This window comes from Pedobacter vanadiisoli (assembly GCF_042684385.1).
In the GTDB taxonomy this organism is placed as follows: Bacteria; Bacteroidota; Bacteroidia; order Sphingobacteriales; family Sphingobacteriaceae; genus Pedobacter; species Pedobacter vanadiisoli.
Window position 1 is genome coordinate 13,025 of sequence record NZ_JBHULL010000010.1, and the last position, 21,315, is coordinate 34,339.

Here is a 21,315-nt window from a genome sequence, read left to right on the forward strand (position 1 = left end):
TCTTACCTCAAGCTAAGCTATTTAGCGGCAAACCATCATATTTTCAAATATATATCCTGTATATTGGTTGTCATAATGATTTTTGGCATTAAAATGTAAGTGACAATTTTAATGCAGGTGTTAAATTTAAGCCATACATCGAATCGGTATTAATTATTGACGGCATTACCTTAAAAGAAAGGTTATCATCAATATTAAAGAAATGCAAACGGGCTGCAACATAGGCATCGATAATGTTGGCTGCATAAAGTAACCCGTAAGAAAAGTACACAATCTGCGAATTCCGCTTATACAAACTTTTCCCATCGAGAATACCCTGGTCACTGTATTGTGTTAAATCTAACTTCTTGCCCGGGTTATTCTCCCGGTATTGTGCCTCTGCCAAGAAACGTTTATAGTTCTTCCTGCTATCGATTAGAGATAAAGTAAGTGCAGTGGCGCCACCATAAATAGCTACAATTTTGCCACCAGTGTACAGCTTTTGAAAAAACTGGCTTTTTCCAGCCCTTGTGCCGTAACCATCGTTAAGTATCTGAATATTATACAATTGGCCCCAACCCGGAATAATCATCGATCTGAAAACAGCTTTTCTACCGGCAACCTTACCCGGATTAACATACTTAGCTTTCACCGAATCTCTTCTGGTCATCGGTTTTTTAGCAGTATCTAACGGTTTGGATAATTTAATCTTAGCCGTATCAGCAGGTTTTAATACCGTATCTTTAACCTGCGCCGAGGCTAAGTTTACAAAAAGAAATGTAAATGCAACAACCAGTATTAAAAGCTTAGTCTTTTGCATTACCAGTCCAATAATTCCAGAATTCGGTTTAAGTCATCATTACTCATAAAAGGTATTTCTATCGCCCCTTTACCGTTCTGACTCACTTTTAACTTTACACGGGTAGCAAATTTAGAAGCCAGGTCGTCCTGCAATTTCTGGTATTGAAAAGAAACCGCTCTTTCTTTTTGTTTCTCGCTTGCAGGCAAAGGGATATGCTGCAGGTTGCGGACAATTTCTTCTACTTTACGTACCGAAAGATTTTTATCAAGGATTTCCTGGTGGATGTATAACTGTTTATCAACACCATCAACATTAATTAAGGCCCTTGCATGCCCCATGCTAATTTTCTGGTCGCGGATAGAAGCCTGTATAGCTGGTGGAAGTTTTAATAAACGCAGGTAATTGGTCACCGTGGTACGGTTTTTACCTACCCTTTCGCCTAATTGTTCTTGTTTTAACCCCACTTCATCAATCATACGCTGAAAACTTAACGCCACTTCAATGGCATTTAAATTTTCGCGCTGAATATTTTCAATCAGGGCCATTTCCAGCATCTGCTGGTCGTTGGCGCTGCGGATGTAAGCAGGTACCTGCGTTAAACCGGCCAGTTTAGATGCCCTGAACCTCCGCTCACCAGAAATTAACTGATATTTATTGGCACTCAGTTTTCTTACCGTAATCGGCTGAATCAGGCCCTGCACTTTTATCGAATCGGCCAGTTCATTTAAGGCTACCTGATCAAATTCGGTACGGGGCTGATATGGATTGGTTTCAACTTCAGTTAAATTTACGTGACTGATATTGCCAATCTGCTCGGTTTCGCTAACAGCATTTACCTGCTGTTTCGGTGGATGAGCAGATTCGCTATCATCTAAAAGCGCACTTAACCCTCTTCCTAAACCTGTTTTTCGCTGAAAAGATGTCATTTATAATTTATAAAGTTGCTGTTCCTATGTTTTCTTCTTCTTTTAACAAACCGTTCTTTTTCACAATTTCGCGCGCCAGATTAAGGTAGTTAATGGCACCCTTGCAGTTTGCATCATGCATAATTACCGATACACCGTAACTTGGGGCCTCACTTAAACGGGTATTACGCTGAATAATGGTTTCGAAAACCAGTTCGTTAAAATGTGTTTTAACCTCTTCTACCACCTGGTTCGATAAACGTAAACGCACATCGTACATGGTTAATAAGATACCTTCAATCTCCAGGTTAGTATTTAAACGGTTCTGAACAATTTTAATGGTATTTAAGAGTTTACCTAAACCTTCAAGTGCAAAATACTCGCACTGAACCGGAATAATTACCGAATCGGCCGCTGTTAAGGCATTAATCGTGATTAAGCCCAGTGAAGGCGAACAATCAATAATGATAAAATCATATTGATCTTTGATTTTCTCCAGCACCGCTTTCATTTTATACTCGCGGTTGTTCAGGTTAATCATCTCAATTTCTGCACCAACCAGGTCAATGTGGGCAGGTAGCAAATCTAAATTAGGCGTATCTGTTTTTTGGATGGCCAATGTAGGATCGATATCATTAATGATACACTCATAAATGCTATCTTTGATATTCCGGGGGTCGAAACCGATACCCGAAGTCGAATTTGCCTGAGGATCAGCATCTACCAATAAAGTTTTGTATTCTAGCACGGCCAAACTCGCAGCCAGGTTTATAGATGAAGTTGTTTTACCAACGCCACCTTTTTGATTTGCTAATGCAATAATTTTGCTCATCTATGTATCCGAAATTTACTTAACGTTTATTTGGGCTGTGTTATTTATGCGTTTTAATAGGCAAAAAGTTCTATTTTTGCGTTGTTTACGGCCTTTTTCACAATCAGCTAAGATACAAACTATATGTCAATTTTAGCAAGAAGCGTGTTTGGGTTTTACACATCTTATTAACAATTATCCATGATCACAATTATAGCCGCTACCAACAGGCCCAATAGCAATACGCTAAAAGTTGCTAAATATTACCAAAAGCAACTAAAAGAAAAAGGTATTGACACAAATTTGTTCGGTTTGGAGCACCTTCCTGTGGATGTTTTGAATACAGATATGTATGGCAAAAGATCAGAAGCTTTTCAAGAAATCCAGAACATGATTAACCAGACCGAAAAATTCTTGTTCATCATGCCCGAGTATAACGGAAGTTATCCGGGTGTGTTAAAAGTGCTGATTGATGCCGCTAATTTCCCCGATAGTTTTTATGATAAAAAGGCTGCTTTAGTGGGCATTTCTTCCGGTAAATATGGAAATATCCGCGGGGTTGATCATTTTACCGGCGTTTGCCATTATATCCACCTCAACATACTGCCCCTGCGCCTGCATATCCCAAACATTAAGGCCGAATTGGATGCTGAAGGCAATTTCCATCAGGCTGATACGATAAAATTCACCAACGAGCAGATCGAAAAGTTTATCAATTTTTAATAAAACAGCTTATTTCTGAAGATTGCCAGGTCGTCCGCTCGGGACGATTCCTTGGTGGCCAATTACAAATTGGCGTTTCGTTCCATAGGAACATTTGGAGTTTTACACATTAATATCTCTACAGACCGGCCCACCTAAACCCGATGGAAGCGACACGAAGTATAGCGTACAGCGGGATTGCATTAACCCAAATGCCACTGAACCTGCTTTCCAAAAAAGAAAGATTATTTTCTCTTGTATTGGAAAGCAAAACCCGTGTTTCATGGGAGCGTTAGTCCTGCTCTTTGCTTTACTCCGTTGCACTCCGTGTTCGCGCCGATCAGGTTTAGGAACAAAAGAGGGTGCCGTGACCTTAAAAATCTTTCTTTTAAGATTAATTTTTCATCTTCTGCAGCCTCAAATATTGTTACCGGCCGGGCCACCTAAACCCGATGGAAGCGACACGAAGTAAAGCGTACAGCGGGACTGCATTAACCCAAATGCTACTGAACCTGCTTTCCAAAAAAAGAAAGATTATTTTCTTCCTATACTGGAAAGCAAAACCCGTGTTTCATGGGAGCGTTAGTCCTGCTCTTCGCTTTACTCCGTTGCACTCCGTGTTCGCACCGATCAGGTTTAGATACACAGAACAGTGCTATAAACCGCAAGAATAATTCAAGGTCATTGTATTTCGGCGCTTTGCAGCCTCAAATATTGTTACCGGCCGGGCCACCTAAACCCGATGGCAGCGACACGAAGTAAAGCGTACAGCGGGACTGCATTAACCCAAATGCCACTGAACCTGCTTTCCAAAAAAGAAAGATTATTTTCTCTTGTATTGGAAAGCAAAACCCGTGTTTCATGGGAGCGTTAGTCCTGCTCTTTGCTTTACTCCGTTGCACTCCGTGTTCGCGTCGATCAGGTTTAGGTACACAGAACAGTGCTATAAACCGCAAGAATAATTCAAGGTCATTGTATTTCGGCGCTTTGCAGCCTCAAATATTGTTACCGGCCGGGCCACCTAAACCCGATGGAAGCGACACGAAGTAAAGCGTACAGCGGGATTGCATTAACCCAAATGCCACTGAACCTGCTTTCCAAAAAAAGAAAGATTATTTTCTTCCTATACCGGAAAGCAAAACCCGTGTTTCATGGGATCGTTAGTCCTGCTCTTTGCTTTACTCCGTTGCACTCCGTGTTCGCACCGATCAGGTTTAGGAACAAAAAAGAGTACTTTGAAGTTCAAAAACCACATTTCATTTTGACAAAAACCTTTCCAAAATGAAAAGGTTTTTTGCTTAACATAATTGCAAAAAACACCGTATTAAACTAAAAAACAACAACTTAACCAACCATTCAATCTGTTGGCATAGCTATTGACTACAGGCTAAACAGATGCTATTTATTTAACCTTTGTTATGTAAATTAGTTCATCAGGAAATAAATTTAATTATAAGCTATTTTTACACAAAATGAGAGAAATTGCTTTGCGTTACTTAGCGAAAACCTCTCCACCCTTTGCGGTTAAATTAAAAAGTCATGAAAATAAAAACCAAGCTCCGCCTCGGATTCGGGTTTCTCTTTATAATCGTTTTATCCTTCGGATTGATCGCCCTTTTTTACTTAAACGAGCTATCTGATAAATCGAAAGTGATCCTTAAAGACAACTACAAATCGCTCAACTATGTTGCTGCTATGCGCAATATTGTAGATCAATATTCTTTTCCGTTAAGTGGCTCGCAACAGGCCATTTTTACCGAAAATTTAAAAAATGAAGGTAAAAACATTACCGAAAAAGGTGAAAAAGTGGCTTACCAGCAATTGGAAGCAGCCTTTAAAACATTGGAAAACCCACAGCCAACAGTTATTCAGGCAAACCGCATTCGAGATTTACGCCAGGCACTCCAAAATATAGAACAGGTAAATATGAAAGCCATTTATGATAAGAATGAGCAGGCCAACGAAGCTTCGTCAAGGGCAAACCTGTATATTATGATCGCTGCTACCTTAAGTTTTATTATTCTATTCACCTTTATCGTCAACTTCCCGGGTTTTGTGGCTAATCCGCTGGCCGAGTTCAGTGCTGCCATTAAACAAATTAGCCGTAAAAATTACAAACAGCGCCTGCATTTCGAAAATGGCGACGAATTTACTGAGCTCGCCCACTCATTTAACGGTATGGTAGTTAAACTAAACGAATGGGAAAACAGTAATTTATCAAAAATCAAATCAGAAAAGTCGCGTATAGAAGCCATTATTGCACAGATGCAAGACGCCATTATCGGTTTAAATGAAAAAGGCGAAGTATTATTTTTAAACCACTTGGCCGCAAAACTGATGAACCTGGATGAAAATAAAGTAATCGGACAGAATGTTGCAGAACTGATGCAGAAAAATGAACTATTAAAACGCATCATCAAGCCTGAAACAGATGACAATACACTAAAAATTTATGCTGATGAGAAAGAGTCTTATTTCCTTTTGGAAAACCGCGAAATTATTATCCCAAATTACGAAGAACAGGAAGAAAAAGCTTTAATTGCTTCGTCAAAATCGGCAGGAAGCGTTTATATTTTGAAAAACATTACGCAGTTTAAGGAATTGGATGAGGCCAAAACAAACTTTATCGCTACAGTTTCGCATGAATTAAAAACGCCTCTGTCATCCATCAAAATGAGCTTGAAACTGCTTAATGATGAGCGCATAGGCGCAATGAACGAAGAGCAGCACGAACTGCTTAACCATATTAAAGAAGATAGCGACAGGCTTTTAAAAATAACCAGCGAACTGCTCGATCTTTCGCAGGTAGAAACCGGCAATTTAAAACTCACCTTCGCCCTTACCAAACCAGAGGATATTGTACAATATGCCATAGATGCAGTTAAATTCCAGGCAGCGCAAAAATCCATTAACCTCGAGCTAAACTGCGAGAAAAATCTGCCCAATGTGAATGCCGACATCCAAAAAACGGCCTGGGTGCTGGTTAACTTTTTATCGAATGCATTACGCTATAGTTCTGAAAAGTCGAAAGTAATGATTGATATTTTTCAAAAAGATCATTTTATAGAGTTCTCTGTGCGCGATTTTGGAAAAGGTATCGAAGAAAAATACCAAAAAAGACTATTCGACCGGTATTTTCAGGTACCTACCGACGGGCAAAATAAATCGGGATCTGGATTGGGCCTGGCTATTTCCAAAGATTTTATCGAAGCCGAAAACGGAAAAATATGGGTGGTAAGTGCCATGGGCGAAGGCAGTAAGTTCTGTTTTAGCCTGCCGGTTGTGGTTTAAGCTTTGTTCTTACCAACAGAGAACGAGATGTTATTTAACACAACGTGCAAAGGGTTTTTCACAGAGAAGCACGGAGTTTCTTTCATTTTACCAAAAAGCAAACGAAGTTTTTCACAGGGCGCAGAGAATTAAATGTCGGCATGGCTAAACAACTAAACTTTGTTCTCGGCGCGTTTTCTCTGTGGTTAAAATTGTTCGCTAAAACATTACCAGTTATGCGATATACGGCTCCATTTCTTTATCAATACTTTTACGCAGTTCCATTAATTTGATGGCATAACCATGCATGGCAATTTCTTTTTCGGTTTTGGGCTTAAAGGCAGGGATTGCCTTCGGTTGTCCATTGTCATCCACAGCAACAAAAACAATAATACAATGCGTGTTTTTAACAAAATCGGCCTGATCTACCGGTTTAGAAAAGGCATCAACCGCAATATGCATGCTGGTTTTACCTGTATAAATAATACGAGCTTCCATTTTAACCAGGTGCCCGATATGAACAGGATGAAAAAAACGGATTCCACCAACATAAACCGTTACACAATAGGTCTGGCTCCACTGCAAGGCGCAGGCAAAAGCAGCCTGATCAATCCACTTCATCATCGTTCCACCATGTACCTTACCCCCATAATTAACATCAGATGGTTCGCTTAAAAATTGCAGTTCGATATGATTTTTGGTTCTGGGCATGGTAATGTCGGGTTAAATTGCTTGTCTTGATGTATGTGCTAAGATATTACAAAATAAGATATTTTCTAACAGTCAGTCATTATGATCTGTAAGGTATACAAAAATAGCCCCACGGATTTAAAGATGATTTTCGCAAATTGGTTCCTTTTTCTGCGATTATCAGTGAAATCTGCAGGAAATAACCCAATGGCTATTCTAATAATAACGTATCATCATCTTCATCTGTTAAACTCAACTGCACACTATCACTGCCTGCAATCCCTTCAATAGAACCGCGGATATGGGTAGCATTTAACAATACTTTTTCCAATTGCTTTTCGCGTGCTTTCCATAAACGCTCCATGGCATCACGCTCGCGTTGTATGGATAATTTCATACTCATAAAACCTTCCCTAATGGCTTTCCATTGTTCAGAAAACTCTGCACCCATTAAATAGTCGTATAACATATGCATTTTTTCACCGCGGTTTTCCTGCGATTTTACTGCACCTGCTAAACGCAAAATACCTTCACGCAACACATAAGCCACAGCATTTACTTCTTCAAAGGAACAGATCCAAACCCCATCACGCTGCCCGAAACAGTTCATCCCTTTTGGATAACACTGACTCACGATTACTGCAACATCAATGCCCATGCTGCGCATATCTTTCTTTAATTTTTCGATCCAGTCGCCGCCAAAATCTTTGGTACGCTTGCTTTCATAAATAATCTTACCGCATTCCTGTCCAAATTGATTGCGCACTACCTGAACACAATCTGCCCCACGTACCCCTTTACCTACTTCTTCAATCAAATCAAAAGGATAATTGGTCCGGAGCAATTCTTCCAGGATCAATTCCTGTACCTCCCCTTGCAATTGCATACTACCCTGTTCGGCTTTGCGTTTCATTTCTTCGGCCAATTTTTTCTGGTCGTCGAGCTGTTTTTCCAATTCCTTTAAGCGCAGTTGATGCTCTGTATCTTTAATGCTATTTTTTTCTGCCTCCTGTTTACGGATCTGTTCTACCAGCTCATTACGCTGCTCTTGCAATTTGCGTTGAAAAGCAAGTTCCATTTCTTCTTCCTTTACCTTCAGGCTTTCCTCACGGCGTAAAAAATCCAGTTCTTTTTCGCGGGCAAGCCTAAGTTTTTCGGCATTCTCTTTCGCGTTGCCTTCCAGCATCTGCAGTTTGGTTTCAAAATCGGCCGAAATGCTTTTGCGCAGGTTTTCCTCTAAGTTATCCTTAAGCTTGGTTTTCTCTTCAGCCAGTTTAGCTTCAAATGCTTTCAACTGCTGCTGTTTTTCTGACTCAAAAACCTGCAGTTTACGTTGATACTCTTCATCTTTCTGCCTTGCATAAGCAGCCGCTTTCTCACGTAACTCTTTCTTATAATCTTCGGCCATGGCTTCTTCCATCGGAAAAACATGGGCACAGTTTGGGCATTTTATTTCGGTAGGCATAAATTATTTTTTACCGCAGCGAACACTGCAGATTACAAAGATATTAAAGCTTTATGATTGTATAAAGGAGTTTTGCACTATCGTTACCTAAAGCACTTTTGATCTGATTTCATGACCAGCAGCCAGGATTTTACTTACCGGGCATTTTGATGCGATTTCTTCCAGTCTGATTTTCTGTTCTTCGGTAAGTACCCCCGTACAGGTAATCTCTTCCAGGAATATTGTTTCGCCATTTTCGGCATCAATGTTTACTTCCACTTCAATTTTATCGATAGGCCATCCCTTTCTATCCACATACATCCTTAAAGTAATGGCCACACAGGATGCCAAAGAGGCCATTAATAATCCTTTTGGTGCAAATCCTTTATGCGTTCCACCCAACTCTAAAGGCTCATCTACTATAATATCATGAGAACCATTTGTGACCGAACAGGCATAATGTTCTTTATTTATTGTTGCTTTAACCATTATAAATTCGTTTTAGTAGCCCAAATATTGCGCTTTAACTTTAAACTTAGGTAAAAGTCTGGTCTTTTTTTTGAAATAATCGTGAACCTGGGGAGCATTATCCAAAACCTATGGTTATTGTTTTCAAAATCAAAAAACATCAAACATTATTAAAAGCAAATTGTTCAACTTTAAAACCACATAATCATGAAATACAGAAAGTTAATTGGAAAATATTTAAAGCATAAACCGGATAACAGTGCAAAGGTGGCACTTGCTTTAGTAGCTGGTTTGGCGGTGGGCGCAGTAATCAGTATTTTATTCGCCCCGGATAGCGGAGCGGGTACCCGTGGAAAAATTGCAGGTGGGGCCAGAAATCTTCGTTATGGTTTTCAAGACAAATATAACCTGTTAAAAGAAAAAGTATTTGGTGTAGAGGCCATTGAAGAAGACATTGTTCAACATGAAGTTCCTCATTTCAAACATAAAGTTACCAAGAAACGCAAATCGGATGTACAGGAAATTTTAGAAAATGCACACGAAAACGGTCAGGTACAGGAAGGACAAGGGTAAAGAATATAAGAAATGGCTTTTCTTATAAGAGAATTTAATACCGGTCAAACCACTTTAGCGTTTAAACAATTTCTTAGTTTTACAGGATAATAGCGAAACATGTTTTTTATCCTCTCCAAGATTTTGCTTTTCCTTATTAAGCCCATAGTGTGGATTTTTGTGCTTTTAATTTTTGCAGTTACATCAAAACAAGCCAAACTAAGAAAAAGATATACAATCTGTGCCTTATCTATTTTCTTCGTTTTCTCCAATGGTTTCATTGTTGGCAAAATTGTAAACGGCTATGAGGCGGGTTATCCCAAATTGCAGCACTATGATGTAGGCATTGTACTTGGAGGTTTTTCCGGGCTGAATAAACGCAATAACGAAATTGCTTTTAATGGCGCGGGCGACAGGTTATTTCAGGCCATTGCCCTGTATAAAAAGGGTAATATTAAACAAATCTTATTGAGCAGTGGAAGTGCAAACCTGATTGATAAAAAAGTAAAAGAAGCCGATTTGGCCTTAAAATATTTAAAATTAATCGGCATTCCGGATTCTGCCATACTGATTGAGAACCAAAGCAGAAACACTATCGAGAATGCCAGGTACAGTCTGGCACTCATCGAAAAAAAGAATCCCAAGGCCAAAATATTGGTCATTACCAGTGCATGGCACATACCCAGGACAAGGTTGATTTTTAATAAACTGGCCAGGCAAAAAATAGACTATTACCCCACTAATTTTTCTGGAAACACCGAATTTGTATTTAGTGATTTTTTTATTCCAAATGCCGGCTCGTTAGGGGCATGGGAAATGTTATTTAAAGAGTGGATCGGCCTAATTGTAGACCGGATCAGGAACTAAACGGCTAAATAACCGGTTCATATTAAACCTTCCGTACCAATAATAACCACACAAACAATCAATCTATTACACTGACAATATATATGGTGAATTATCGATACATGTAGTATTTTAAATTTTACAAGAAAGTATGTTTTGTATACGAATTTATATATCTTTATAACATAAAATCTATATATATAACATGCTCACAAAAGAAAAACAAACCCAAAAATTTTACTGGTTAAAGTACGAAATCAGCGCAATCCAATCATTAATCCAGAATTCACCTGGCGTTGACCAATTTGTATTTTGCTATTACTTTCCTGAAACAGATCAGCCGTCCAAACCTTTACAGCTTATTGCTTATGCATATATGGCAGCAAGTAACCAGTACAGCAGTTATTTTGATAAACTTGAGGTTTACAACAATAGCGCTTTGGATTTAAGCGGCTCCATCGTAATGAGTAACAATATCATTTCGCTTGCCGATATCCTGTTACTGATTAACACTCCAGATGTGAATGGCGACAAACCAGATTACCTGGTCTTCATCCCGAATGTTAACCGTGGACATGTTTTTTATGACGTAAAGCGCTTTAAAAGGATCGATACCGGAGATGTTGAATTAATTTTCGATAATAATACAGACCCTATTTTCACCAATCCTTCGCCTCCGGCAACCATAAGCGCTCATTAACATTCTGATCGCAGATGCTTAAAATATTCCAATATATTATTGATTGGTCTGAAGTATGGGCGTTATTGATCCCATTATCCGTATTATTTTTTAAAAAACAACCAGTACGCCTTAAACTGGTTGTTTTTTATGTATGGATAGCATTGATGATCAATCTTTCCATAGATCTCATCTGGAAATTCAGAAATATATTGCCTGTAGCCTATAATTCAAATAATTTCCTGTACAATGTGCATTCAATCGTTCGCTTTTATTTATTCAGTGCTTTTTTTATCCGTTTAGATCAGCCATTTTTAGTTAGCCTGAAGAGGGCTATTCCAATATTTTTCACCGTTTTCCTGGTCATTAATTTCACTTTTTTCGAAAACTTTTTTGATTACTGGGAATTGAGCAGCCGCTTACTCTCTACCGAGGCCATTCTTCTTTTGTTCTATGTTATTCAATATTATTTATTCAAAATAAATGAGAATGTGGCTACCAGGATTACCAACAGCGATTTTTGGATCATTACAGGTCTGGGTATTTTTGTGGCCCTGAATTTCTTTATATTCCTGTTATACAACGAGCTTACCATACATTTTAAAAAGATTGCTATCAGTTTGTGGAGCCTGCATAATATCTCTTATATTATTTTCAACTTATTTATCGCCAAAGGATTTTATGAATCAGGAAAATAATAAGTTCACGCTGATGTTAATGGCCGGTATTGCGGCCATGCTGATGTTATTTATAAGCATACTCCTTATTTTTATTTTTATGCAGCGTAAAAAGCTTCAATACAGGCTTAATCTGCAAGCTTTACAAAATGCCCAGAAAAATAAACTGATAGAAGCGGCTGTAAGAAGTGAAGAAATTGAGCGGCACCGCATAGCCGAAGAACTGCATGATGAAGTTGGGGCTATCCTCGGTTCATCAAGCCTACATTTTTATGGAATCAATATTGATGATTGTGACGAGATCAGCAAAGAAATGTACCAGAAAGGCAAAAGTTTGCTGGACGAAGGCATTCATAAAATCAGGGGCATTTCGCACAATCTCCATTCCAGCATTTTACAGGAACTTGGTTTAAAAGAAGCCATTTCGCATTTCTGCGGAAAAATTAGCCATAACAGCATTGTTAAAATCGACTTAAACTTAACCGGCGAACACTGTACAAAAGCAAGCCAGAAAAACATCAGTATCTACCGGATTATCCAGGAACTGATCCATAATATCATCAAACATGCCAAGGCTAACCATATCTATATACAATCGTATTATATTAATAATAACCTGGTTTTTACGATTTCACATAACGGAAATGGCCTTACACAGGTGCAATTTGAGGAGCTGCGCTTCATTAAAGACGGATTAGGACTGAAAAATATCGAGAACAGGATGATCCTGCTTAAAGCTGAACTCCAATTTTCACATCAGGCTGATCATTATCTTATCGAGATTAAAATACCTGTTGATTAAGATAGCTTATCATATTATGACGGCGACTCAGCTTAAACAAATAATACGAATAAGTAGTATTTTAATGCAACATATGTCTTTATTTTATTATAAAAGATTATTAATTTTAGACATAATTAAATAACGATGCCCAAAATACGGATAGCCATAGCAGATGATTATAGCATTTTCAGAGACGGACTAAAGGTTGGCTTTAACCGCGACAAAAATCTGGAAGTGATATTTGAGGCATCGGACGGGCAGGAACTTATGCAAAAACTCGAGGAACTGCCACCTGATGTGATTGTGATGGACATTAAAATGCCTCTAATGGATGGTATTGAAGCCATGAAGTTAATCCGGAAAAAATATTCCAATGACATTAAAATACTGGTTTTAACGATGTATGATGATGTTAAATTCATTATCCACCTGATGGAAAACGGCGCTAATGGCTACCTCCTAAAAAATACCGACCCAAAAGAAATCAGGAAAGCCATTTATTCGATATATGAAAGCGGCTACTATTTTAACGACATTGTAACCAAGGCACTCTTAAAAAAACTTACCTTTAAAGGTCCGATTAAACTATCGCTGAATCAGACTATAGAATTCTCTGAACGCGAATTGGATGTATTAAAGATGATCTGCGACGAGAAAACTGCCACAGAAATCGGCACTGAACTTTTTTTAAGTCCACGTTCGGTTGAAGGTATCAGGATGCGTATGATTGAAAAAACAGGTGTACGCAATACTGCCGGCTTGGTTATGTTCGCCATTAAAAATGGTGTAGTAGAATAATCCTTCTCCCCTCTTAACGAGTTCTGACACTGTTTATCGAGGTAATTTCGTGTGAATAAAACGCTACAAAAACGTTCTGGGTTTTGTATTTCGGTGTTTTAGCTTAAACATCGCAACTTTTTACCCTAGTAACTACGTAGAAATACTCTATTTTATGAATAGGTATTATCACGCTGTTATAAAAACATGGCTGTACCGACCTTTATGTTGTGCAAACGAAGCTTCAAAACCAGGCACACTAAACATTATTTTATTTACCTCAAAAAAAAAAACGAAATGGCAAAGTCAAGCTTAACCAAGGCAGAATTAGCAATTCTTGATGCCTTAATCGCCGACCTACAGAGCGATGAAATTGTTGAATCAAATTCAGCAGCCCCACTATTTATTACAGCAATTGCACGTACTGCGGTACAGGCAGTTAAAGTAACCGTAAAGGCTACACCAGTAGTTACCCAGGTAGTTCAAGCAATTGGTGCGGCCAGTTCTTTGAAAGAAGAAGAAATCAGCAGTCTTGCTAAAGAAGCCAACAATGGTTTATCTTTAGATAAACTGATCGAACTTCGCAAAAAATTCCATTAACAATTTAGGTAGGGCACGTATACGTGCCCTACTTTTTCTAACCTATTTGAAATTATGATACCGAAATTAGATCCTACAGTTATTTATGAAATCGTAGTAACTGTTTTTCTGGCCTGCTGGTTTATAGCAACCGTATTGTGCCAGTTCAGGGAAACCAAAATATCCTGGTTCATCAGGTATAAAATAGATCTTTTCAATCTCATCCCCTTATGGACATTTTTTGCTCCCCATCCCGGTAAGAGGGATTACCACTTATTGTTTAGAGATAAGGTAACAGAGACTGATTATAGCGAATGGCAGGAAATGGAAATTACCGAAGAACGCACTTTTTGGTCGTGGTTATGGAACCCTGAAAAACGGGATAAAAAAATATTATCAGATGTGGTGCAGAGCCTTGTATCCAGCATCCCCTCTTACCGGGAAAAAACAGGCAATCTTAATTTGCTCATGTTTTCTACCCCTTATATTATCGTATTACATGCGGTTAGTCAATACAAAAAAAGATCGCAGAACTGTTACCGGCAGTTTATGCTGGCCGAGTCATCAGGCTATCAAAAAGAAACCCAACCGGCATTAATCTTATTATCTGTTTTTCATCAAATATAAATTGGCCATGATTTTATTTAACGACATATCGCAAACTGTACTCCTCATACTCTGTGTAGGTTTGTTAATTTCGACCCTCGAGTACCTTAAAAAAGTAGAGATTTTTTCTCCAAACGGGCTGTTATCCTGGAATGTAATGCAGCTAAAATGGACCAAACAGGATCAAAAATCACTTTTAAGGCCTTTTTTTAAATTATTTAGTGCATCGGGGCTGACTGCCCTTTTCATCATCAGGTGTTTACTCATTGCCGGGTTGTTCTTTTTCCCGCTACAGAGCACAACAGGCTGGGTATTAATCAGTTTGTTGGGCACAAGTTTACTGGTGGCATCATTGGCGACCTACTACGGCAGCGATGGTTCTGACCAAATGAGTATGTTAATTATCATTACTTTGATTTTGTGCAACTTACCTGTTTTGTCTAGCAGCAAATTAAGAGACATTGGATTATGGTTCATCGCCCTGCAGGCCTGTCTGTCTTATACCGTTGCAGGTATTGCCAAGCTGGTATCTTCAGAGTGGCGCTCAGGAACCGCTATAAAAGATGTCTTCTCTACTAAAACCTATGGATCTAAAAAAGCTACACTCTTTTTAAAGAAATATCCTGTAGCAAACCGTTTTTTATGCTGGAATGTAATCATTATGGAAAGTATATTCCCATTGTGTTTGTTCTTACCCTGGGAGTTTGCTCTTATTTTCCTGATCTGGGGATTTGTATTTCATTTTTTTACCGCGGTAATTATGGGACTGAACTCATTCTTCTGGGCTTTTATGGCTACTTATCCGGCAATTTATTTTGTTAACCATCAAATGTCATGGCATCTTTTTTAAACAGGCAGAAAGATATTATTCTTTTTGATGGCGTCTGCAATTTTTGCAACCGTTATATCAATTATATTATTGTATACGACCGGGCAAACAAATTTAGTTTCGCTCCATTGCAAAGCAGGGCAGCATCAGAATTAGCCCAGCAACACCAGGTTAATTTTAACGAACTCAATAGTATTGTATTAATAAGTGGCGATAAACTTTTAACCCAATCGGAGGCCGTGTTATACATCCTTAAAAACCTGGGCACCTGGTGGTCGCCATTAATTAATCTGGGTTATCTTATACCTGGTTGCATAAGAAACCGCTTGTATAAAATATTTGCCAATAACCGGTATGCTTTATTGGGGCAAACAAACAGCTGCATGCTGCCAACAGAAGAGGTTAGAAGTAAATTTTTAATTTAAAAGCGATCGATTTAGTAATTGCAGAATATCGTATTGGTGTTCTGCAAACCAACTTATTAAGATAAATTTAAAGATTATGCTTCAATTGCTTTCCAAAGCATATCTTTTAGCTCTAAAATATTTTTTTCTGCTACCGATGAAATAAATATCGATGGGATATCTGGCAGATCCTGCTTCATTTCTTCCATCAGTTCTTCATCTAACATATCTGACTTGGTAATGGCTAAAACATGGGGTTTCTGCATTAATTCAGGATTATAAGATTCCAGCTCACTTTTAAGAATTTCGTATTCTTCTTTAATTGAGCGGCTTGTATCAGCCGGAACCATAAATAGCAGCACAGAATTACGCTCTATATGACGTAAGAAACGGTATCCTAAGCCTTTACCTTGTGATGCGCCTTCAATGATTCCTGGAATATCGGCCATCACAAAAGATTTTCCGCCCCTGTAACTTACAATTCCCAGGTTTGGAACAATGGTTGTAAAAGGGTAATCGGCAATTTCTGGCTTAGCAGCAGAAACTACAGAAAGTAAAGTGGATTTTCCTGCGTTCGGGAAACCAACCAAACCAACATCGGCTAAAACTTTTAATTCTAAAATGTTCCAAACCTCTTGTCCCTGCTCACCCGGTTGTGCAAAACGGGGTGTTTGCTGCACAGAGTTTTTAAAATGTGCATTACCCAAACCACCGCGACCACCAGGGGTTAATATTTTAGTTTCGCCATCTTTGGTAATTTCGAAAAGTACTTCTCCTGTTTCAGCATTTTTGGCTATGGTGCCCAAAGGAACCTCCAATATTTCGTCTTTACCCTGTTTGCCCGATTTATGCGAACTGCCACCTGCACCACCATCTTCTGCGATGATGTGTTTGCGGTATTTAAGGTGCAATAAGGTCCAGATGTGAATACTGCCTTTAACGATAATGTGGCCACCACGACCACCATCGCCGCCATCAGGGCCACCCATAGAGGTTAAAACATCACGGTGTAAATGTGCTGAGCCTGCCCCGCCCTTACCAGAACGGCAACAGATTTTTACATAATCTACGAAATTAGAACCCTGCGACATATTTTAATATTGAAATGTTAATACTGGAATGTTAAAACAACAATTCCTTTAAAATTAAAGAGTTATAACGTTTTTAACATTATAACTCTTTGTATGTTTTTGAAATAATCCGGATAATAAAATTAACCCCGATTCAATTTTCTTAATAGTAACTGCTTGAACTTTATACTTTATATTGATCGATTACAGCACAAAGATTATTGTACACGGTTTCAATATCACCGATTCCATTTACCTTGTTCAATTTACCTTGCTCCTCGTAGTAAGGTAATACATGGATGGTTTTATCAAAGTATTCTGAAATGCGTTTTTTTAATTTTTCAGCATCATCATCAGGTCTGCCACTTATTTTGTGCCGTTCGGCAATTCGCTTGGTTAGCTCGTCCTGATCAACATCCAGTGCAATTACACCTGCAACTTTACTGCCTTTACGCGCTAAAAACAAATCAAGCTCAACCGCTTGTGGTACGGTACGTGGAAATCCGTCAAACACAAATCCTTTTGCATCAGGATTTTTATCTACCTCTTCTTCAAGCATGGCAATTGTAATCGCATCCGGAACCAATTCCCCATCAGCCAACAATTGGCTTACTTTTTTTCCTAATTCGGTTTCTCCTTTAACGTGTGCTCTAAAAAGATCGCCTGTTGAAACGTGTACCAACTGATATTTTTCAATCAGTTTTTCAGATTGGGTGCCTTTACCCGCCCCCGGAGGGCCAAAGAGAACTAAATTAAGCATTCAAGTTGTTTAGGTTGTCTTCAAAAAATTAAAAAGCCTTATTCCTATGGCTCTATCCAAATAAAAATGCAAAACACTGTATTATAGGTCAAGACATTGTTCACTTTTCAAGGCTGCAAATATATAATTATTAATTTAGATGCCATTTATAATTGACAATTTATTTAAAAAAGCGCTATTTTAATGACATTTATCTTCTTCTAAAAAGAATCTTGTGCGATTTTCATATTTGACAGAATATTCTTCAAATACCAACTGCTTTAACCAAACAATACTCTTGAATTTTAAAAAGCAATAAACAATCCTGCAGGCTGACGGGAAACTAAAAAAACTATCCGCCAAGCAGGGAGGGTTAAGAAATAACAGTAATAAGAAATAAGTATTATTTACATCTTTAAAGTATGGCCCAGTAAAGCCGTATTTTGGCCTAGTACAACTTGTTTATGATGCAACCTCTTTATCGTGCACCCCTAGGGTAAACAGTTGAACAATTAATTCAGATAGACCGCTAAAAAAAATACCACCCTCCCTTTGAAGCGCATAATAGATAACAGGCTAAGACCGACAGTACTTAGGTTGACCTTCATACTAGTCAGCTGGCCAAAAAACTAAACCTGCCAAATTAGGGATTTGGTATAAAAACTCTGGGATTTGGTATAAAAACGCAGTTTAGTACTGTTTCAACAGCTTTCTTTGGTTTCATGAAAGCGAAAACAGTACAGCATCAGTGGTTATTGGAGCGAAAAAAGATTTCTACCAAACCGCACATAGAAAGGGAAACTTTTCCCTCCATGGAGCATGGTACTCTGGCCTGTCTTTCCCATTTTATTTTATGCTACAGGCCTTCCATGCAAATAGCTGAATGGCGGCAATACCCATCTTACACCATTCAGGACGAGGAGATTCGCGCGAAGGTCTGTCTAGTTGACCTGCACGACACAGGGGTTTACAAATTTGGGCAGCATACAACGGAAACTGACCATGGTAAGGCCATTTTCAACGAGGAGTCCTGGCTGGTCCTCTCCTTTACAAAGGATAAGCACCCGCGTGAACTAAACAACGAGAAAAATGCCCAACTGTTTAATTCATTTGATGAGGTATTCCTCTTTGATTTTTCCCATTCCATAATCCATCCCATCAAATAATAATGAAAACAGGTAAAAGCATTGTGTTTTCAATCATCATTTTGATCCCTTCAAAATCGGCTACTGCGCAAACAGGGGATAGTACTTCCAAAACCTGTAAGAACATCTGATACCATGCATACAAGACATTCATTACTTTTATTAGCCTGTTTTCCGCTTGGTTTATCCGCTCAGGTGCCATCGTCACTAAAAGCATGCATGGATTACGGACTAAAGCATAACCGAAACAGGACGATCTACACGAACGAAAAAAAAATTGCCGATGCAAAAGCCAGGGAAATGCTTGCTGCATACTTACCCAGTATCGGAATAAACAGTAGCCTGGATAACAATTTAAAGGTTCAGCAGACGGTTATTCCAGGGGGGATTTTCGGCCCCAATGATATTCGGGTTGCCTTTACTAAAAAAATAAACACCAACCACACAGCCAGGATTGACCAGACGGTTTATGACCAGTCTTTACTGATAGGTTTGAAGGCAAATAGTTATAATGCACAACAGGCTACCTTAAATGAAAGGCAGAGTGAAGAAACCATCATCTACAATATAGGAAATGCCTATGCCCAGGTTTTCGTTTATCGTGAACAGCTACACCTATTGGGAGAGAATCTTCAGGCTTATCAACAACAGCAGGGAATCAATGCTTTGAAGGTTAAAAAGGGTGTGCTCCTGCAAAAGGATCTTGACAGGATAAGCGTTGATTATAACAATACTTTTGCCCAATTAAAGGTAGCAGAAAGCAATCTTATTCTCTGCGAAAATCAGTTGAAATTTGAAATGGGATATCCGCTTGACCAGCCGCTGGCACTGGACAGTATATCGGCCGAAAAGTTATTCGTCCAGGTATCCCAGCATCCGGTAGAGTCCGGGCATTTAAGCCTGGATAACCGGATTGATTTTCAGCTTTCAAAGATCAATGCAAAACTGTTGGAAATTGATCAGAAAAGGATTAAGGCTACCGCGATGCCAAAACTCACAGCTTATGCACAATATGGTGCAATTGGCTTTGGTGACCATCCAGGGTCTGCATTTTCTACACTCACTCCTTACTCGTCCGTAGGGCTGAAACTCAGCATTCCTTTTTTTGATTTCTTTAAGCGTAGTGCCCAGTATAACCAGGCAAAGTACAAAAGTTTAAATGCACAGGAAGAGGTAAAGATAAATGAGGATAAGTTTAAGATTGAATACCTGAATGCACACACAAAGGTAATCAGAGAGCAAAGCAATCTGGAAAACAACCGACGTAATATTGGGTTGGCCCAGGCCGTGTTTAATACTACTGATTTGCAGCTACGAAAGGGCACTACGAATATCACCGAATGGCTGAATGCACAAAATGCATTAAAAGAATCACAAAACAATTACCTCAACTCCCTGTACGCCTATTTTCAGGCCAGGATGGAAATCGAAAAAGCCGCCGGCAGCTTAAAAACATTTTATAATGATTTATAATATCTATATATGAAGAAAAAATATGTTATCATCATCATACTGTTTGCATTAGTGATTTTGATGGTTTTTAAGCTATCCTCCAATAAAAAAATCATTAATGAAAAAAACAGGGCCCAGAGCGCTCAGAATATCCGGATTCCGGTTAAAACCGCTACAGTAATCCATAAGCAAATCGAAACGGGTATCGTCAAAACCGGAAATCTCATCCCCTATAAGCAAGCCAAAGTATTGGCAGGTGCAAGTGGTACCTTATCGGCTGTAAATTTTAATCTTGGCGATATGGTCGCCGAAGGTCAGTTGCTTGCATTGGCAGATACCAGGGTGCAACAGCTGGAATTGGAAAAAGCGCAAAGCATTGCCTCAAAATTACATGCCGACCTTGATACTTATACTGAACTTCTTCAAGGTCAGGCGGCCACACAGGAACAGGTAAATAACCTGAAACAGGATTATACAAGCGCCCTGAACCAGGTTGCGCAGGCAAAAAAAAATATGAGCAATGCGAAAATTAAGGCTCCTATCAGCGGTATGATTGCTTCCAAAATTGTTGAGCAGGGCATGTTTATAAATGCCGGCGCAGAGGTTGCAACGATTGTAAACCTGGCTAAAATTAATGTGCAGGTAAACCTAAGCGAAGCCGAAGCCTATCAGGTCCGCAAGGGCCAACAGGTCAGGGTTAACACCGATATTTACCCCAACGAAGCATTCGTGGGCAGGGTGAGCTTTATCAGCCCTCAGGCAGACCAGGCAAATAATTTTTTGACCGAAATCCAGGTCGACAATAACTCCAGGCTGTCACTTCGTGCCGGAACCTTTGTCTATGTAAATTTTCCAAGTAAGAATACCGCTCCGGTATTGGTCATTCCGCGTGAAGCCATCACTCAGAGTGTCCAGAAACCGGCTGTATACCTAGTGGATCACGGTGTAGCAAAACTACGGACCATCCGGGTCGGACAGGAAACGGGTGGGTTCATTGCAGTTCTATCAGGCCTTAAAGCTGGCGAACAGGTAGTTAGCTCTGGTCAGATTAACCTGAAAGACGGTAGCCTAGTCAGCACCCCTAAATAATATAAGCGCCATTTTT

25 protein-coding genes are annotated in these 21,315 nt (G+C 39.1%); 17 read left to right on the forward strand and 8 right to left on the reverse strand.

Annotation, left to right across the window (positions count from 1 at the left end; genetic code table 11):
* Window positions 1-88 precede the first annotated feature (88 nt).
* From ACFSR6_RS13200 to ACFSR6_RS13210, 3 genes are read right to left on the reverse strand one after another with little or no spacing between them, the layout of a single operon-like run.
* The gene (locus ACFSR6_RS13200) at window positions 89-799 is read right to left on the reverse strand and encodes a DUF5683 domain-containing protein (RefSeq protein WP_379079653.1); all 711 of its coding nucleotides are present in this window, start codon (window positions 797-799) and stop codon (window positions 89-91) included.
* Entirely contained in the window at window positions 799-1,707 is a 909-nt protein-coding gene (locus tag ACFSR6_RS13205) for a ParB/RepB/Spo0J family partition protein (protein WP_183768387.1), read from the reverse strand. Before ACFSR6_RS13205 ends, ACFSR6_RS13200 begins: the two co-directional genes overlap by 1 nt.
* Before the next feature lie 7 nt (window positions 1,708-1,714).
* Complete coding sequence (locus ACFSR6_RS13210) at window positions 1,715-2,518, reverse strand: ParA family protein (RefSeq protein WP_379079655.1); 804 nt, start codon at window positions 2,516-2,518, stop codon at window positions 1,715-1,717.
* Between the two features lie 180 nt (window positions 2,519-2,698).
* On the opposite strand from ACFSR6_RS13210, the gene ACFSR6_RS13215 reads away from it, so the two are divergent.
* From ACFSR6_RS13215 to ACFSR6_RS13230, 4 genes are all read left to right on the forward strand, one after another.
* Window positions 2,699-3,220 (forward strand): NADPH-dependent FMN reductase, encoded by a 522-nt coding sequence (locus tag ACFSR6_RS13215; RefSeq protein WP_379079657.1) that lies wholly within the window; start codon window positions 2,699-2,701, stop codon window positions 3,218-3,220.
* A gap of 143 nt (window positions 3,221-3,363) precedes the next feature.
* On the forward strand, window positions 3,364-3,495 hold the full coding sequence (locus tag ACFSR6_RS13220; protein ID WP_379079659.1) for a hypothetical protein: 132 nt from the start codon (window positions 3,364-3,366) through the stop codon (window positions 3,493-3,495).
* 446 nt (window positions 3,496-3,941) lie between these two features.
* Complete coding sequence (locus tag ACFSR6_RS13225) at window positions 3,942-4,073, forward strand: hypothetical protein (RefSeq protein WP_379079661.1); 132 nt, start codon at window positions 3,942-3,944, stop codon at window positions 4,071-4,073.
* A gap of 665 nt (window positions 4,074-4,738) precedes the next feature.
* Window positions 4,739-6,490, forward strand: a complete 1,752-nt coding sequence (locus ACFSR6_RS13230; RefSeq protein ID WP_379079663.1) for a HAMP domain-containing sensor histidine kinase — start codon at window positions 4,739-4,741, stop codon at window positions 6,488-6,490.
* Between the two features lie 213 nt (window positions 6,491-6,703).
* Here the strand turns inward: ACFSR6_RS13230 and ACFSR6_RS13235 are convergent, their stop codons facing one another.
* From ACFSR6_RS13235 to ACFSR6_RS13245, 3 genes are all read right to left on the reverse strand, one after another.
* Window positions 6,704-7,180, reverse strand: coding sequence for an acyl-CoA thioesterase (locus tag ACFSR6_RS13235; protein ID WP_343523192.1), 477 nt, complete (start codon window positions 7,178-7,180; stop codon window positions 6,704-6,706).
* Between the two features lie 190 nt (window positions 7,181-7,370).
* Window positions 7,371-8,624 carry a DUF2130 domain-containing protein gene (locus ACFSR6_RS13240; protein WP_379079665.1) on the reverse strand — a complete coding sequence of 418 codons (1,254 nt, stop codon included), beginning with the start codon at window positions 8,622-8,624 and terminating at the stop codon, window positions 7,371-7,373.
* An 87-nt stretch (window positions 8,625-8,711) separates the two neighbouring features.
* Window positions 8,712-9,092 carry an OsmC family protein gene (locus ACFSR6_RS13245; protein WP_379079667.1) on the reverse strand — a complete coding sequence of 127 codons (381 nt, stop codon included), beginning with the start codon at window positions 9,090-9,092 and terminating at the stop codon, window positions 8,712-8,714.
* A gap of 186 nt (window positions 9,093-9,278) precedes the next feature.
* On the opposite strand from ACFSR6_RS13245, the gene ACFSR6_RS13250 reads away from it, so the two are divergent.
* The 10 genes from ACFSR6_RS13250 (at window position 9,279) to ACFSR6_RS13295 (ending at window position 15,825) form a co-directional block, all read left to right on the forward strand.
* On the forward strand, window positions 9,279-9,644 hold the full coding sequence (locus tag ACFSR6_RS13250; protein ID WP_379079669.1) for a YtxH domain-containing protein: 366 nt from the start codon (window positions 9,279-9,281) through the stop codon (window positions 9,642-9,644).
* A gap of 99 nt (window positions 9,645-9,743) precedes the next feature.
* Entirely contained in the window at window positions 9,744-10,490 is a 747-nt protein-coding gene (locus tag ACFSR6_RS13255; RefSeq protein WP_379079671.1) for a YdcF family protein, read from the forward strand.
* Window positions 10,491-10,674: 184 nt separating this feature from the next.
* Window positions 10,675-11,169, forward strand: a complete 495-nt coding sequence (locus ACFSR6_RS13260) for a hypothetical protein (RefSeq protein ID WP_379079673.1) — start codon at window positions 10,675-10,677, stop codon at window positions 11,167-11,169.
* Between the two features lie 14 nt (window positions 11,170-11,183).
* Window positions 11,184-11,846, forward strand: coding sequence for a hypothetical protein (locus tag ACFSR6_RS13265; protein ID WP_379079674.1), 663 nt, complete (start codon window positions 11,184-11,186; stop codon window positions 11,844-11,846).
* The gene (locus tag ACFSR6_RS13270) at window positions 11,830-12,627 is read left to right on the forward strand and encodes a sensor histidine kinase (protein ID WP_379079676.1); all 798 of its coding nucleotides are present in this window, start codon (window positions 11,830-11,832) and stop codon (window positions 12,625-12,627) included. Before ACFSR6_RS13265 ends, ACFSR6_RS13270 begins: the two co-directional genes overlap by 17 nt.
* Before the next feature lie 126 nt (window positions 12,628-12,753).
* Entirely contained in the window at window positions 12,754-13,407 is a 654-nt protein-coding gene (locus ACFSR6_RS13275) for a response regulator (protein WP_379079678.1), read from the forward strand.
* 276 nt (window positions 13,408-13,683) lie between these two features.
* A complete protein-coding gene (locus ACFSR6_RS13280) occupies window positions 13,684-13,986 on the forward strand; it encodes a hypothetical protein (protein WP_379079679.1) in 303 nt (100 codons plus the stop codon).
* Between the two features lie 54 nt (window positions 13,987-14,040).
* Window positions 14,041-14,592: a hypothetical protein gene (locus ACFSR6_RS13285; protein WP_379079681.1), complete on the forward strand. Its 552-nt coding sequence runs from the start codon at window positions 14,041-14,043 to the stop codon at window positions 14,590-14,592.
* A 7-nt stretch (window positions 14,593-14,599) separates the two neighbouring features.
* A complete protein-coding gene (locus ACFSR6_RS13290; protein ID WP_379079683.1) occupies window positions 14,600-15,421 on the forward strand; it encodes a hypothetical protein in 822 nt (273 codons plus the stop codon).
* The gene (locus ACFSR6_RS13295; RefSeq protein ID WP_379079685.1) at window positions 15,406-15,825 is read left to right on the forward strand and encodes a thiol-disulfide oxidoreductase DCC family protein; all 420 of its coding nucleotides are present in this window, start codon (window positions 15,406-15,408) and stop codon (window positions 15,823-15,825) included. The genes ACFSR6_RS13290 and ACFSR6_RS13295 overlap by 16 nt, the downstream gene beginning before the upstream one ends.
* Before the next feature lie 74 nt (window positions 15,826-15,899).
* Here ACFSR6_RS13295 and obgE read toward each other — a convergent pair whose 3' ends face one another.
* Both obgE and ACFSR6_RS13305 read right to left on the reverse strand, forming a co-directional pair.
* A complete protein-coding gene (gene obgE / locus ACFSR6_RS13300; protein WP_379079687.1) occupies window positions 15,900-16,895 on the reverse strand; it encodes a GTPase ObgE in 996 nt (331 codons plus the stop codon).
* Window positions 16,896-17,058: 163 nt separating this feature from the next.
* A complete protein-coding gene (locus tag ACFSR6_RS13305) occupies window positions 17,059-17,634 on the reverse strand; it encodes an adenylate kinase (protein ID WP_379079689.1) in 576 nt (191 codons plus the stop codon).
* A gap of 701 nt (window positions 17,635-18,335) precedes the next feature.
* On the opposite strand from ACFSR6_RS13305, the gene ACFSR6_RS13310 reads away from it, so the two are divergent.
* From ACFSR6_RS13310 to ACFSR6_RS13320, 3 genes are all read left to right on the forward strand, one after another.
* On the forward strand, window positions 18,336-18,779 hold the full coding sequence (locus ACFSR6_RS13310; RefSeq protein ID WP_379079691.1) for a hypothetical protein: 444 nt from the start codon (window positions 18,336-18,338) through the stop codon (window positions 18,777-18,779).
* A gap of 198 nt (window positions 18,780-18,977) precedes the next feature.
* On the forward strand, window positions 18,978-20,231 hold the full coding sequence (locus tag ACFSR6_RS13315; RefSeq protein ID WP_379079693.1) for a TolC family protein: 1,254 nt from the start codon (window positions 18,978-18,980) through the stop codon (window positions 20,229-20,231).
* Window positions 20,232-20,240: 9 nt separating this feature from the next.
* Window positions 20,241-21,299, forward strand: coding sequence for an efflux RND transporter periplasmic adaptor subunit (locus tag ACFSR6_RS13320; protein WP_379079695.1), 1,059 nt, complete (start codon window positions 20,241-20,243; stop codon window positions 21,297-21,299).
* Window positions 21,300-21,315: the final 16 nt, after the last annotated feature.